Source organism: Rhizobium sp. F40D2 (assembly GCF_051810745.2).
GTDB lineage: Bacteria > Pseudomonadota > Alphaproteobacteria > Rhizobiales > Rhizobiaceae > Rhizobium.
This window is the reverse complement of sequence record NZ_JBPWQX020000004.1, coordinates 572,889-587,144: the sequence shown is the minus strand read 5'-3', so window position 1 is coordinate 587,144 and position 14,256 is coordinate 572,889. Positions and strand designations below refer to the sequence as shown.

The following is a 14,256-nucleotide window of genomic DNA, read 5'->3' as shown; positions in this document are numbered from 1 at the left end:
GAGAGTTGATCTCAGCTGTCTCGTCGGCTTTCTCCCGGAATTGCAGCGACAAGCTCGCGCGTGTAGTTTGATTGCGGCTTCAGAAAGATCTGAGACGGTGGGCCACGCTCGACGACCCGGCCCTTCTGCATCACTGCAATTTCGTCACAGATCTGACTGGCGACACGAAGATCATGGGTAATGAAGATCATTGAGACGCCCGTTTCGCGCTGGATTTGATCAAGCAGCTTGAGGATCTGGGCCTGGATCGACACGTCAAGTGCGGAGACCGCCTCGTCCGCGATCAGCAGCTTCGGCTTGAACATCAAGGCCCGGGCAATGCCGATGCGCTGGCGCTGCCCACCCGAGAACTCGTGAGGGTAGCGGCCGAAGGCACCGGCATCGAGACCGACATGGGAGAGCAACGCCCGGGCCGCTTCGCGCGCCTGCGCGTAAGGCATGCCATGCGCGACAGGCCCGACGGTCAGTATTTGACCGATCGTGGAGCGTGGATTGAGCGAGGCGAAAGGATCCTGGAAAATCATCTGAATTCGAGGGCGCAGCGGCCGAAACTCGGATTCTGGGAGTTTGACGATGTCCTTTCCCTCAAACAGGATCTGACCGCTGTCGCTGTCCTGAAGCTTGATCAGGAGCCGTCCCAACGACGATTTTCCGGAACCGCTTTCCCCGACAATGCCGAGGGTGCGGCCCGCCGACAACGTGAATGACGCGTCCTTCACCGCAGGCACGACACGCTGGCTGCGGAACAGGGCGCTGCCGCTGCGGTAGGTCTTGCACAGTCCATGGACCGTCAGGATGGTCTCGTCGCTCGTCGGCGCATCGAGCTTTCTGTCTTCGCCCGTGAGACGCGGAACAGCCGCGATCAGGCGCTGGGTATAGGGATGGCTGGGGGATTTGAGAACCTGATCGGCGCTGCCCTGCTCGACGATCCGTCCCTTCTCCATAACAACGACGCTATCGGCGATCTCAGCCACAACGCCGAAGTCGTGGGTGATGAACATGACGCTCATATCCTTACGACGCTGAATGTCACGGATGAGCTTCAGGATCTGCGCCTGCGTGGTCACATCAAGGGCTGTCGTTGGCTCGTCTGCGATCAAAACAGTCGGTTCGAGGGCCAGGGCCATCGCGATCATAACCCGCTGGCGCTGACCACCGGAAAGCCGGAACGGATACTGGTGGTACATCAGTTCCGGATCGGGCAGGCCGACTTCGGTCAACAATTCGAGAGCGCGCTCACGGCGCGAGGCCTTGGTGCCCACTCCGTGGGCCGCCATCACTTCAGTGACCTGCTCGCCAACCGTCATCAGTGGGTTGAGCGCCGATAGCGGATCCTGAAAGATCATGGAGACAACGCGGCCGCGCAGCTGGCGCAGCTTTTTTGCCGGCGCGCCAACGATGGCCGTTCCATCGAGATTGATCGCACCGGAAGAGACTGGAATAATCTTCGGCAACAGCCCCATGATCGTGTTGGCCGTTACTGACTTGCCGGATCCAGATTCGCCGATGATGCAAAGGATCTCACCACGCTTGAGTTCAAACGAGACGTTTTCGACGGCATGCGCCCGTTCCATGCCTTTCGGCAGGTCGACTGTCAGGGCGCGCACCGAAAGTGCTGCGTCGTCTGCTGGAATAGCCTCAGTCGTGGCGGCCATCGATAATCTCCCTTGTCTACGCAGCTTCTTGATTATGTTTTTGTCGCTGTACGCGTGCTGCTCATAGTCTCCTGAGCGGTGCACAGCTTATCCTTGGACTTCAGCGCCATTCGCTACCAATCGGCGTTGGTTCTGCGATTAATATAAGATTGGTATTGCCATTGGTGTCAATATAGATCAAATTGGTTTCGCGAAATATTTATCGGAGGGCACATGAGCGTGGTCTTGAAGGATTTCATTGAGGCGGAAGGTCTGGAACCTGGGGATCGACTGCCTCCGGAACGTGACCTGGCGTTGAAACTCGGGCTGCCGCGTACCGCCCTGAGAAGGATGCTCAGTTCGTTAGAGAAGGACGGCCGCCTGATCAGGCATGTTGGCAGGGGGACCTTCATTGCCGGCAGCGGCGTAGGCTCCAGCGCCCTTCGCCCGCCGTCCAGCAATGAAGGAAACACTTTGCGCACCTATCCGGCGGAAGTCTTCGAGGCTCGACTGATCATAGAGCCAAAGATCGCAGCGTTGGCAGCGTTACGCGCGACCAGGCAGGAAGTTGAAGAGATGCAGAAATCCATCGCCCGAGGCGGCGCCTCGGAGTCGTTTGGTGAATTCGAAAAATGGGACGCCGTTTTTCACCGCATCATCGTCCAAGCCGCGCGTAATGGTCTTCTTGCGTCGCTTTATGAAGGCATTCACGCTGTCCGCGCCGGAAATCTGTGGGGGAAAATGAAAGAACAATCGCTGACCCCTGAGCGCATGAAGGCCTATATCGTCAGCCACCAGGCGATCCTTGACGCAATCAAGGATCGCGACAGCAGAGAGGCTGAGCGAAATATGTACGACCACATTATTGAAGCCAGAGCGAACATACTGGGCCCCAGCATCTGAGAACTCGATCTGAGCGATTGGTATCGATTGGTGCCTCGCTGCTCTGTCGTGGATGCTATCGATAATCTCACGACGCGGATCATCTGCGTCGGAGTGCCGGTCAAGCTGCTTGCTTTACCGGCCGAACTGCGCCCGAAGCCACGCAAGGAAATCCCGTTTTCTGGTATCCCCTTCAAACGCAAGGCGGCTCAACAGAATGTAATTATAGCCATTGCTGGAGAAGCCTAACGGCGCCACGAGTTGCCCGCTTTCGACAGCGTCGGCTACCAAGGGCTCTGGACCGATCGCGGCCCCTAATCCAGCGATTGCAGCTTCGATGCTCAGATAGAAATGTTCGAACGCGTGGCTACCGGGTGGATTTGGATCTCCGATCCGGTTGTCCGCCAGGTATCTTGCCCACGCATCTCGACGCGTTACCGAATGAATTCGAGGCAACGAGAGAATGTCATCTCCGCCGCCAGCCAGCAGGCGTGGCGCACATACTGGCCCGACACGTTCTTCGACCACCGTTTCCACGAAGAGTTCGGGCGACCAGCTAAAATCGCTTCTCCGGAGCGCCAGATCAATGTGACTTCTGTCGAAGCTTACGGGACCGCCAGCGGCCAAAACGTGAACTTCGATATCCGGATGAAGTGCATTGAATTGCGGAAGGCGCGGGATCAGCCAGCGCTGCGTAAAAGTCGGTTCACATGAGACCACCAGCGGTGCCGCCCCCCCACGCTTTATCTCGTCGCAGCAATCGCTGATCTGGCGGAACACCTCACTCATCGTGCCAAGCAGGCGCCGGCCCGCGTCGGTGAGGAAAACGGCTCTGTTTCTTCGTTCAAAAAGGCTTACCCCAAGGTCTTCCTCGAGCAAGCGGATTTGCTTGCTGACGGCGCTGTGCGTAACAAACAATTCATCACCGGCACGCCCGAAATTTAAATGACGTGCGGCGGATTCGAAGACTCTCAGTGCGGATAATGAAGGGAATCGTGCGGCCATGTCTGTGACTTAAAGTTACGGATTTCTGTCAGAATTCATCGTTTTTTCGTCAGAAGCAATAGAGCTAGTATCCTCTTCGTCACAAAAAAGCCAACGAGACAGCGATGTTGAAGGTAGGAATTCTAGCCGATGATCTGACTAGTGCAACGGATGGCGCCGCGCCATTCGTGAGCATGGGGCACAGATGCGTTGTCTTTACGGATCATCGGGTATCGCCGCCGGAAAATGTTGCGATTATCTCGGTGAATAAGGCGAGCCGCGCAGCATCCGTTGAGGACGCCGTCGATCGGGCGACCCAGGTGGCGAAAAGCCTGATGTCCGCAGATATTCTTTACAATACCGTCGATTCCACCATTCGGGGTCACCTCGGAGCTGAAATAGCGGCTGCGCTCGCGGCCTCCGGTCGGGCTGTTGCAATTGTCGCTCCGGCTTTCCCGGGAGGTGGGAGAACCACTGAAGGAGGGCGTCAGCTTCTTCGTGGCGTGCCGTTGGAGAACACAGAATTCGCAAAGGACCCGCTTCACCCCATAACCGACTCGCATCTTCGCGCTCTGTTTCGAGGTATCCCAGACGCGGAAGTGCGTTTTCTCGGGCTTGCGGAAATCCGAGCATTGAAGTCCGGCGAACTTATCGCGGATGGCCGGAAATTGCTGATAGCCGATGCGGCAATTCAGGAAGATCTTGCCCTGCTGGTGAAATCGGCGGCGGATCCGAAGTCCATCCTTTGGTGCGGGTCTCCGGGACTGGCGACCGCGTTGGCAGACTATGTCGGTTGGGCTGATGACATCGCACTGTCGACCGCCCCGGCACCGCTGAACCTCTTCGTCATCGGCAGTATCAATCCGCTGAGCCGTGAGCAATGCTCAAGGCTGATAGGCACTGGCAATGTCCACCAGATCACGGTCAACGCCGAAGAGGCATCTCGCTCTCCCGTTCTCGCGGCCCAAAGCGCCCTTGCGCAATACAGCCAATCTGTATGCAGCGGAGATGTCATTCTAACCACGTCTGAGGGTGGAACGTCGGCTCAGCCTAGACCCGTCGCGATGGCTCTTGGCCAGGCAGTACGAGCGATTATGGACCTTCATCCCGTGACCGGGCTCTTCTTGACAGGCGGCGACACTGCCGAATCCGTGTTGAGAGAACTTGAGATTGGTTCGCTGGATCTTCTGGGCGAGATCGAGCCCGGAATTCCGATCGGCCGCACGACCGGATCGCATCCTATTCACATCATCACAAAGGCAGGCGGCTTCGGTTCGTCGAATGTTCTGCTGAAATCAGCCGAGTTGCTTCGGCGCCTTTGGCTTGGAGATAAGAAATGAAGAAGCCAATTGGAATAACAATGGGCGATCCCTGCGGGATCGGCCCTGAAATCGTCGCTCGCGTTTACGCGGACGGACTGCCTGAGCAAGCGGTAGTGATTGGTGACGCCAAGGTGATGGAACGTGCTATCCGAGCCCTTGACCTTGCTCTCCACGTACAGCCCATCGCGTCAGTCAATGACGCTGTCTCAGACGTCAAACTCATACCCGTTCTCAACGTTTCCAACCTACCGGACGATTTGCCGATCGGTCAGGTGGACGCTCGCGCTGGCCGTGCCAGCTACGACTATGTCGTGAGAGCGGTCGACGAAGCGCTGGCAGGCAACATCGGGGCAATTGTTACCGCGCCGATTAACAAGGAAGCAATGAAGAAGGGCGGGCTCCATTATCCCGGGCATACCGAAATTCTTGCAGAACGGTCAGGGACCGACCAGTTTGCGATGATGCTGGCAAACGACGAATTGCGTGTCATCCTGGTTACGATCCACGTCGTCGTTGCGTGATGCCATCAACCTCGTGACGCAGGATTCCGTCCTTAGAACGATCGAATTGGCGCACAGGGCAAGCAAGGCTTATGGTATTACCTCTCCCCGCGTTGCCGTCGCCGGTCTCAACCCCCATGCCGGGGAAAACGGCATGTTCGGTCGGGAGGATCTCGACATTATCGCGCCAGCGATCAGCCGAGCTCAGGAGCGCGGAATAAACGCATCCGGTCCGTGGCCCGGAGACACGATTTTCATGCGAGCCCGCAAGGGCGAGTTCGACATCGTCGTTGCACAATATCACGATCAGGGTCTCATTCCGGTCAAGTACCTCGGCATCGACAACGGCGTCAACGTCACCATCGGCCTGCCCTTCATCCGTACCAGCGTCGATCATGGCACCGCATTCGACATCGCGGGCCACGGTACGGCCAACCATTCCTCTCTTCGCTACGCCTTCGATCAGGCGCTGCTTCTCAACGCAATCTAGGAGCGCTTTCGATGCCCCAGACTTCACTCGACTTCATATTTATGTTGACCAACCAGGACCGCACCGTTGCCGACGCGGCCGAGCGCCTCCAGGATGTGCTTGCCGCCGGCATCAGACATGTGGGGTTCAAGGATATCGGCCTGCCATTTGATAAACTCTTGGGCCTTGCTTCGGCAATCAAGGCGGCGGGTGCCACGCTCTATCTCGAAGTGGTCAGCCTCGACGAGGAGAGCGAGCGACGATCCGCGCAGGCCGCGGTAGACCTTGGCGTCGACATCTTGATGGGTGGCACTCGACCGCATGTCGTTCTCCCAGTTATTGCTGGCCGAAACATCGGCTACTATCCGTTCCCCGGCAAGATCGTCGGTCATCCGAGCAAGCTCGAAGGGACGATCGAGACAATTGTGGAAAGTGCCCGGCATTTAACAGCGATCAACGGTGTCAGCGGTCTCGATCTGCTCGCCTATCGCTTCGGCGGCGATGTCGAAGCGCTGATGACGCGGGTGTGCGAGGCCGTGGCCAAGCCTGTGGTTGTTGCCGGATCGATCGACAGCCCTGAAAGGATGGCGGCGGTCGTACGGTCTGGTGCTGCAGGCTTTACCATCGGAACGGCGGCTTTCAATGGCGCTTTTTCCGGCAGTTCCGATCTGCGGTCGGAGATCGAGGCGGAGATCAACGTTCTCGAGCGGATTTACGCTGACGCGGAAGGTACTGCACCATCAGTATTAACCCGCACCTGAATTAGAGCTTCACCGATCGTTAATTGCAGACTTTACGATTTGGTGACACGGTGCGTTTCGAATTTGGAGACCCGACAAATGGATCTAGCGACATTCGCCCCCTCCCCTGGCGTGCCAGCCACCACCACTCTTGAGATGCTGGAAACGCCCTGTCTGGTTCTGGATGCGGACCGGATGGACCGCAATATAAAGCGGCTCAGGAACCGGCTCAATGACCTCGGCGTGTCGCTGAGACCGCATCTGAAGACGGCGAAGTCGATTGACGTGGCCCGGCGGTTCATGGGTGCGCCAGAGGGACCGGCGACCGTTTCGACACTGAAGGAAGCCGAGCAGTTCGCGGCCGCAGGCGTTCGCGACATGATTTATGCGGTTGGTATCTCCCCGGCAAAGCTCGCGCGTGTCGTCGATCTGCTCGCCAAGGGTGTCGATCTCGTCGTCATCCTGGATACGGTCGAGCAGGCGCAGGCAGTCGCCGAGGCATCCCGGAACGCCGGAATGCCCATCCCGGCCATGATCGAGATCGACTGCGACGGCCACCGCTCGGGTGTGCGACCCACTGACCGAGCCAAGCTCTTAGAGATCGGGCTGGTGTTGGCGGCAGGTGCCGATCTGCGTGGCGTTCTGACCCATGCCGGCGACAGCTATAAGGGTGGGGGCGTCAAGGCCCAGCAGCTTTATGCGGAAGCGGAGCGATTGGCAGTTGTGGAAGCCGCGCAGCTTCTGCGCAGTGGGGGTCTGCCATGCCCGGTCGTAAGTGTCGGTTCGACGCCGACGGCCCATCACGCGAAGGATCTTGCCGGCGTGACTGAAGTCCGCGCCGGCGTGTTCGTGTTCTTCGATCTGGTGATGGCAGGCATCGGCATTTGCCAGATCGATGACATCGCGCTCAGTCTTCTTGCGACAGTTATCGGACACCAGCGCGAAAAGGGCTGGATCATCACCGATGGCGGATGGATGTCACTGTCGCGGGACCGTGGTACCAGCAAGCAGGCTGTCGATCACGGCTATGGTTTGGTCTGCGACATCGACGGGAATGTCTATGGTGACATCATCGTTGCCGATGCGAACCAGGAGCATGGAATTATCGCCGTACGGCCCGGGTCGGACGCGCGCCTGCCCGAACTTGCGGTTGGAGACCGGGTGCGGATCCTGCCGAACCATGCGTGCGCGACCGCTGCGCAGCACGCAGCCTATCATGTGGTGCGCGGCGGCTCGCATGCCGTTGAGGCCTGCTGGCCGCGTTTCGGAGGCTGGTGATGTCCAAATCAATTACTGTGACTACCGATTGTGCGCCCAGCCCTGCGGGTCATTACGTCCAAGCGAAGCTGGCCGGTCAGCATCTTTATATTTCCGGGCAGCTCCCGATCCGGGCCGGTGGGGAGCCGCTTGCCGACGACAGTTTCGAGACCCAGGCGGGGCAGGCCATCGACAACATGCTGGCGGTCCTGGAAGCCGCAGGCGGAACAACGGCCGATCTCGTCAGGGTGACGGCCTATATCGTCGGCGTCGGCAATTGGCCACGCTTCAACCAGGTCTATGCAGCACGGCTGGGGGATGCCCGTCCGGCGCGCACCGTCGTTCCGGTGCCCGAACTCCACTACGGCTATCTCGTCGAAGTCGATGCGATCGCCGTGCTCGCCCAAAATGCTCCTGCGAGACAGGCAGAAAACAGCTCCGACTAATCAACTCAGGTCAGCCACGATGTCACCACTCCTCAAACGCATACCGAGCGATCAAGAGCTTCCCACTAAGGCCGACGTCGTCGTCATCGGTGGCGGCATTATCGGCGCGTCGGCGGCATTTTTTCTCGCAGAGCGGGGGCTCTCCGTTGCTTTGGTCGAGAAGGGCTATATCGGTGGTGAGCAGTCCAGCCGAAACTGGGGCTGGTGCCGCCGGCAGAACCGCGATGAGCGCGAACTGCCGCTCTCGGGAATTTCCATGCAGGCGTGGGACCAGTTTGCAGCCAAAATCGAGGAAGACGTCGGCTTCCGCCAATGTGGTCTGTTCTATGCGACAGACGACCAGGAGCAGCTGGCGGAATGGGAACAATGGCTCGATCTTGCCCGGCAATTCAACGTCAATACTAAGATGCTAACTGCCCGGGAGGCGCATGACAGAATTCCCGCGCAAGGCCGCCGCTGGCTGGGCGGCGTCCATTCAGTCGATGATGGCAAAGGCGAACCCGCCATTGCGGCGCCGACCATCGCGAATGGTGCCCGTAAGTTCGGAGCGACTATCCACCAGGAATGCGCGGCACGCGGCCTTGATATCGTCAATGGCGCAGTTGCTGGCGTGATCACGGAAAAAGGGCTTATCAGGTCGCACGCCGTTCTGAACGCCGGCGGTGCGTGGACATCCTTGTTCTGCCGCCAGCACGGCGTTCACTTCCCGCAGGCAAGCGTGCGCCAGACCGCGATCCGTACGCGGCCTACAACCAATCTCGGCGAGGCGATCTATACGCCGGAGTGCTCGTTGACCCGCAGATTGGATGGCAGCTACACGCTTGCTGTCAGCGGCAGGGCGACGCTCGATATCACGCCGCAGGGCGTCCGCTATGCGCGCTGGTTCATGCCGATGTTTCTGAAGCGGCTAAAAGCTGTCCAGATCGGCGTGGGGAGTTCCATGTTCAAAGGGCCGGAAGCGTTCGCGAGCTGGAACAAGGATACGCTTTCGCCTTTCGAGCGGATCCGTGTTCTCGACCCAACACCAAGCCGCCGGACGATCGCGGCTATTTTGAAGGGTGTCACCGAGCAGTTCCCGGCGCTGGCCGGCATCGAGATTGCCGACAGTTGGGGTGCCTATGTGGATTGCACACCGGACGCGGTACCAGTGATCTCGCCATCCGATCATATGAAAGGCCTTTATTTGGCTGCTGGCGGCTCCGGCCATGGCTTTGGGATTGGCCCAGGCATCGGCCGCCTTGCTGCTGATCTGGTTGCCAACGATAAGCCTTGCGTTGATCCCACGCCCTTCCGTCTGTCGCGCTTCTTTGACGGCTCCAGAGTCGAGGTAGGCGGGCTCTGATTGTAACGGACAGGCGGGGATGTGGGACGGAAGTGCCTAGCCGACACTGTCCAGCATCTTGTAATACATTCCGACCAGCGGCAGGAACCAGGGGGTTCCGAAGTGTCCCGGGACGGCTGGCCATTCGAGCCCCGCTATTGGATTGCGGTCCGGCCGGCCGAGGATCGCGTCGGCGATCAGCATTCCGAGATGGGTCGAAAGCTGGGCGCCATGGCCGGAGTAACCCATGGCGTACCAGACGCCGTCATGATAGCCTGCGCGCGGGAACCGATCCTTGGTTATGTCGACGAGGCCGCCCCAGCAATAGTCGATCCCTACACTGGCGAGTTGCGGGAAGATTTCTGCGAGGCCTGTCTTTAGGGTCGCTCCAATCTTGGCGTCCGAATCGTGGTCGGAAGTTGCCGAGAAGCGCGCGCGGCCTCCGAAGATCAGCCGGTTGTCGGGCGAGAGCCGAAAATAGTTGCCGATATTCTTGGACGTAACGCAGGTGCGGTTGCCGGGCATGGTCGCCGCGATCTCCGCTTCGGTAAGCGGCCGCGTGGCAATGATGAAGCTGCCTACCGCAATGATCCGTCGCCGGAAATAGCCAAAGGTCGAAGGTGTATAGGCGCCGGTGGCAACAAGCACCGCATCGGCAGTGACGCTGCCGCGACCGGTATTCAGATGATGACGGCGGTCCGCCTGCCGATGGCCCATGACGGCCGCGTTCTCGAAGATCGTCGCGCCATGACGCTTCGCTGCTTCGGCGAGCCCTATGACGTAGCGACCCATATGCACCATCGCGCTCTTCTTCGAGAGCATCGCGCCGTGGAAGGGCGAGCCGATTTCCTGCTTCAGGTCGTCTGCGCTAAGCAACGCCGTGTCCGGATCGACCTCGGCGTGCACGGCTTCGAAGTTGCGCGCGATCGCTTGGAAATGCTGGGGCTTGGAGGCAAGCTTCAGCTTACCGGCGCGGCGGAAGCTGCAATCAATACTCTCCTCTTCGATTAGAGCCTCGATGGTGTCGATCGAGTCGTCCAGCGCTTTGTAAAGTGCAATCGCGCGCTCCTTCCCAAGCTCCGCCTTTGCCGCCAGATAGCTATGCGCAAGTCCGTTGTTCAAGTGACCGCCATTGCGGCCGGAGGCGCCCCAACCCACCGTCTCGGCTTCCAGAACGACGACTTTGGCACCTGCCTTTGCGATCTGCCGGGCGGCGCCAAGACCGGTGAAGCCGCCGCCGACCACTGCGACATCGTAATGGCCATCGATCGGACCCTCTTCGGCCCCGGCAAAAGCCGGAGCAGTGTCGTGCCAGTAGGATAAGAGCTTCATGGTGGCGCGCCTTGTCTCTAGAGATTGGATCGCCCAGAGAAAGGGCGAGGAGTTTATCGGAGCTTAAGGTTGAAACAGCTGCGTTAGCGGCAGTTGCGCCTTGCGGATCGGCGATTTCAGGACGACGTAGCTGAAATACTTGTCAATACCGACGTCCAGCTCGATCAACCGCTCCATGATCTCCTGATATTCGTCTATGCCGGTAGTCACGAATTTCACGAGATAATCGTAGCCGCCTGAGATCACATGGCACTCGATGAGCTGCTCAATCTTCTCAATAGCAGCCAGGAAGCGTGCAAAGTCGGTCTGCCGGTGGTTCTTCAGCGTGACCTCGGTGAATACCGTTAGCGCCTGCCCCAACTTGGCGACATTGATCTGCGCTGTGTAGCCCTCTATATAGCCTTCTGACTGCAGCTTCTTGACGCGCATAAGGCAGGGGCTCGGCGAGAGATTGACCACCTCCGCAAGCTCGACATTTGACATTCGGCCATTCTGCTGCAGTACGTGCAGGATCTTGATGTCTGTCCGATCGAGTTTCATGGACTTAGCTTTCGCTGATGAACATGGCGCAAACCGATGCGGCTGCCGAGGCAGCCGATGTTACACCTATGAAACGGCCTTCTTGAGCGCGGATTCCATGGTTTCGAGAAACCGATCCACATGCTCCGCCTGGCAAATCAGTGGGGGTCGAACTTTCAGCGTATCCTCGTTGGCGCCAGTTGTACTGATAAGAACGCCATCGTCACGCATCAGGTTTACTATCTCCAATGCCATGGCACGCCGGCTGGCCTCTCCCGTTCCGTCCAACCCGATGTCTATGCCGAAAAATAGACCGGCATTTCGAATGCCGCGGATACCGCCATGCAGCTTAGTGAGATGCTCCAACCCCATTTTCAGGCGATCACCCATAGCATGCGCATGCTCGAGGATGCGATCTCGGTGCAAAATGGTCAGGACGGCGTCAGCGGCCGCGATCCCGACGGTATTGCCGCCGAAGGTGTTTGAGTACCGCGCAGTTGCGCCAAAGCGATCCATCGGTGCCCTGCGGCCAACAACCGCGCCGATTGGAAATCCATTGCCCATAGGCTTACCGAGAGTGACGAGGTCAGGCACAACTTCGTGACGCCCAAAACCCCACATGTGTGTGCCCGTCCGTCCAAATCCTGGCTGAACTTCATCGGCAATCACGAGGCCACCTGCTTCCCGCACCGCTTTAACTCCACCGGCGATGAAGCCAGGAGGGTCAACCCAGACGCCGTCGCTGGAGAAAATCGTATCGATGAGAAGGGCCGCGATGCCAATCCCACGCCGGTTCAAATCAGCGATTGCGGAGCGAACCTGTTCTTCAAAGAATGCCGCAGCTTGCCGCTCGGGTATGCCCGAGGGACCGTGCAACGATACCATGCGCACGGCAGGGCTGAGCTTGATGGCATCGCCGAGATTAGGCGACACCGTTGCGGTGGCCGCACTGGTGCCGTGATAGGCATGGGACGAGACGATTACGCCCTCGCTGCCGCTGGCCAGCCTTGCAATCCGGAGCGCCAGGTCGTTCGATTCGCTCCCCGTGCAGGTAAAGACAACGCGGTTCAACTCCTGGGGAAAGGTGGCCACGAGCCGTTCGGCATAATCGACCAGCTTCGGTTCAAGATAGCGCGTGTTTGCGCTAATTCGGCTGGCTTGTTCTGCCATGGCAGCGTTGATCTCTGGGTGACAATGCCCCAGAGAGGGCACGTTGTTGTAGAAATCGAGATAGGGACGTCCGTCCGGATCGAAGAGCCACATGCCCTCGCCCCGAACGAAATGAACCGGCCGGCGGTATTGGAGCCTGTAGGAAGCTCCCAATACGCTGTCGCGCCGAGCGATCAGTTCAGACTCCCGGGGGAGAATTGTGGCTTCCCCGGGAGTGAAGCGGTTGGGCATGAGATCTGTGGACATAGCTTTGATCCTGCTTAAATTTTTATCCGCGGGTAGGTCGCGGCTTACCGTCCTGATTACCAAGGCGAGCGACGCAAGGTTTAGATGCGGCCGGGCTAAGTTCCTGCGCGACGCACAGCCATATCGGCCTCCCCCACGCTTAACGCCGATAGGATAGAGAGCCCGCGTTCGGCCCTGGCCACGTTTTTCTTGATATATGCCGCCTCGGCAGGAAACAGCTCGGCTCGCCAGTAGTTGATGAGGATGAGGGCGCTTTGGCGCGCCTTCATCAATCCGACGAGCAGTTTCGCTTCAAGCGTGGAAAGCGGAGTCACCGAAGCATAACCGGCGATGAGATTTTCTGAGCCACCGAGAGCCAAAGATGGGTCAGTTACCAAGTGGCTTGCAGCAACCACGAGATCCTGAATCCGAGGACCCCAGCAGCCATCGCCGAAATCGATGAACGCGATACCCTCGCCGGCCAGGAGCGTGTTGAAAGGGCTCGGGTCGTTGTGCGTGACCTGCCATGCTACCTCGCCCAGCTGCGGCTTGATGAGTTCGACATAATTGCCCATGGCAAGACGCACTGGGGCCGCGATAGACCCTGATTGCAGATGCTCCTCCAGTTCCACTAGCCTCGGCCAGCATCCCACATGCCAAAGTACAGGGCGATGCATGGCGGGCAGCTTCAGAGGCTCGAGCGCCAAACTGAGCCTGCCAAGCGCCTGGCCGACCCGGTAGCGGACTTCCGGAGTTGCGTTCACTTGGTGCAGCGGCACCCCTGAAAGTCGGGTCTGTAGGTAGCCGCAAATCTCCTCCTCTTCGAACATCAGCGTACCGGCGCCGGTACGCACCAGATGAGGTGCTGCGAAACCGGAAGCGCCTTCCAGGCCTGCAAGGGCCGCAACCTGGAAGCGGAAACTGTCTCGTCCTTCCGGCCGCGCTGACGTTTTGAGGATCAACCGATCGCCGCTCAACAGAGTGACCTCGGCGGTACATTCCACTTCCGAGGACAGAACCCTGATCGTTCCCCTCAAACCGTAGTGGCGCAGTAGCAGCTCATAGGACACGTGCGCCTCGGCAGGGCTCGGCTTGGTCGCCAGAATCGCGGCAGCGCCCCTGAAATATGCATCGGTGAATGGCTCGCCGACCGACTGGTTACCGTCGAGATGACCCCCGCCGTCGTCTGGAACCGCATCGTTACAAGCGCCCACGATTGAAACCCTCGCACTATTTGGAGCCGGACGGCGATGGTCAAAAACGACCGTCCGTATGGCATCCAGTCGGTTGCGGCCAACCTCCGTGAAGGATGGCGATGCTACCGAAGGCGCTGGAACCACTGTCCCTGCCTTCAGCACGATTGTCCTGGCCCCAGCATTGTTACCTCGCCCGTGCCGGGTTCCATGATCGCGCAGCCGAACACGGCGGCAGCGCAATGCCCACGGCCCTTTGCCC

General features: G+C 59.1%; 12 protein-coding genes and 1 pseudogene. 7 read left to right on the top strand and 6 right to left on the bottom strand.

Going from position 1 to position 14,256, the window contains the following annotated elements:
- Positions 1-11: 11 nt before the first annotated feature.
- Positions 12-1,655 (bottom strand): ABC transporter ATP-binding protein, encoded by a 1,644-nt coding sequence (locus tag ACS4RS_RS31465; protein WP_449314104.1) that lies wholly within the window; start codon positions 1,653-1,655, stop codon positions 12-14.
- A gap of 213 nt (positions 1,656-1,868) precedes the next feature.
- Between ACS4RS_RS31465 and ACS4RS_RS31460 the strand changes: the two genes are divergently transcribed.
- Positions 1,869-2,537, top strand: coding sequence for an FCD domain-containing protein (locus ACS4RS_RS31460; RefSeq protein ID WP_439012144.1), 669 nt, complete (start codon positions 1,869-1,871; stop codon positions 2,535-2,537).
- Positions 2,538-2,651: 114 nt separating this feature from the next.
- Here the strand turns inward: ACS4RS_RS31460 and ACS4RS_RS31455 are convergent, their stop codons facing one another.
- Complete coding sequence (locus ACS4RS_RS31455; RefSeq protein WP_449314103.1) at positions 2,652-3,521, bottom strand: LysR substrate-binding domain-containing protein; 870 nt, start codon at positions 3,519-3,521, stop codon at positions 2,652-2,654.
- A gap of 104 nt (positions 3,522-3,625) precedes the next feature.
- Here ACS4RS_RS31455 and ACS4RS_RS31450 point away from each other — a divergent pair, with 104 nt between their 5' ends.
- From ACS4RS_RS31450 to ACS4RS_RS31425, 6 genes and pseudogenes are all read left to right on the top strand, one after another.
- Entirely contained in the window at positions 3,626-4,840 is a 1,215-nt protein-coding gene (locus ACS4RS_RS31450) for a four-carbon acid sugar kinase family protein (RefSeq protein WP_439012141.1), read from the top strand.
- Positions 4,837-5,812, top strand: a pseudogene (gene pdxA / locus ACS4RS_RS31445) (4-hydroxythreonine-4-phosphate dehydrogenase PdxA). Before ACS4RS_RS31450 ends, pdxA begins: the two are co-directional and overlap by 4 nt.
- An 11-nt stretch (positions 5,813-5,823) precedes the next feature.
- On the top strand, positions 5,824-6,552 hold the full coding sequence (locus ACS4RS_RS31440; protein WP_439012139.1) for a 4-hydroxythreonine-4-phosphate dehydrogenase: 729 nt from the start codon (positions 5,824-5,826) through the stop codon (positions 6,550-6,552).
- 78 nt (positions 6,553-6,630) lie between these two features.
- Positions 6,631-7,809 carry an alanine racemase gene (locus ACS4RS_RS31435; protein ID WP_439012138.1) on the top strand — a complete coding sequence of 393 codons (1,179 nt, stop codon included), beginning with the start codon at positions 6,631-6,633 and terminating at the stop codon, positions 7,807-7,809.
- Positions 7,809-8,234: a RidA family protein gene (locus ACS4RS_RS31430; RefSeq protein ID WP_439012137.1), complete on the top strand. Its 426-nt coding sequence runs from the start codon at positions 7,809-7,811 to the stop codon at positions 8,232-8,234. Before ACS4RS_RS31435 ends, ACS4RS_RS31430 begins: the two co-directional genes overlap by 1 nt.
- Before the next feature lie 19 nt (positions 8,235-8,253).
- Positions 8,254-9,576, top strand: coding sequence for an FAD-dependent oxidoreductase (locus ACS4RS_RS31425; RefSeq protein WP_439012136.1), 1,323 nt, complete (start codon positions 8,254-8,256; stop codon positions 9,574-9,576).
- A gap of 36 nt (positions 9,577-9,612) precedes the next feature.
- On the opposite strand, the gene ACS4RS_RS31420 is transcribed toward ACS4RS_RS31425, so the two are convergent.
- The 4 genes from ACS4RS_RS31420 to ACS4RS_RS31405 all read right to left on the bottom strand — a co-directional run bounded on the left by ACS4RS_RS31420 (position 9,613) and on the right by ACS4RS_RS31405 (position 13,871).
- Entirely contained in the window at positions 9,613-10,887 is a 1,275-nt protein-coding gene (locus ACS4RS_RS31420) for an FAD-dependent oxidoreductase (RefSeq protein ID WP_439012135.1), read from the bottom strand.
- 63 nt (positions 10,888-10,950) lie between these two features.
- A complete protein-coding gene (locus ACS4RS_RS31415) occupies positions 10,951-11,427 on the bottom strand; it encodes a winged helix-turn-helix transcriptional regulator (protein ID WP_439012134.1) in 477 nt (158 codons plus the stop codon).
- A 66-nt stretch (positions 11,428-11,493) separates the two neighbouring features.
- Positions 11,494-12,822, bottom strand: coding sequence for an aspartate aminotransferase family protein (locus ACS4RS_RS31410; RefSeq protein WP_449314102.1), 1,329 nt, complete (start codon positions 12,820-12,822; stop codon positions 11,494-11,496).
- A gap of 95 nt (positions 12,823-12,917) precedes the next feature.
- Positions 12,918-13,871, bottom strand: coding sequence for a phosphotransferase (locus ACS4RS_RS31405; RefSeq protein ID WP_439012133.1), 954 nt, complete (start codon positions 13,869-13,871; stop codon positions 12,918-12,920).
- Between the last annotated feature and the right edge of the window lie 385 nt (positions 13,872-14,256).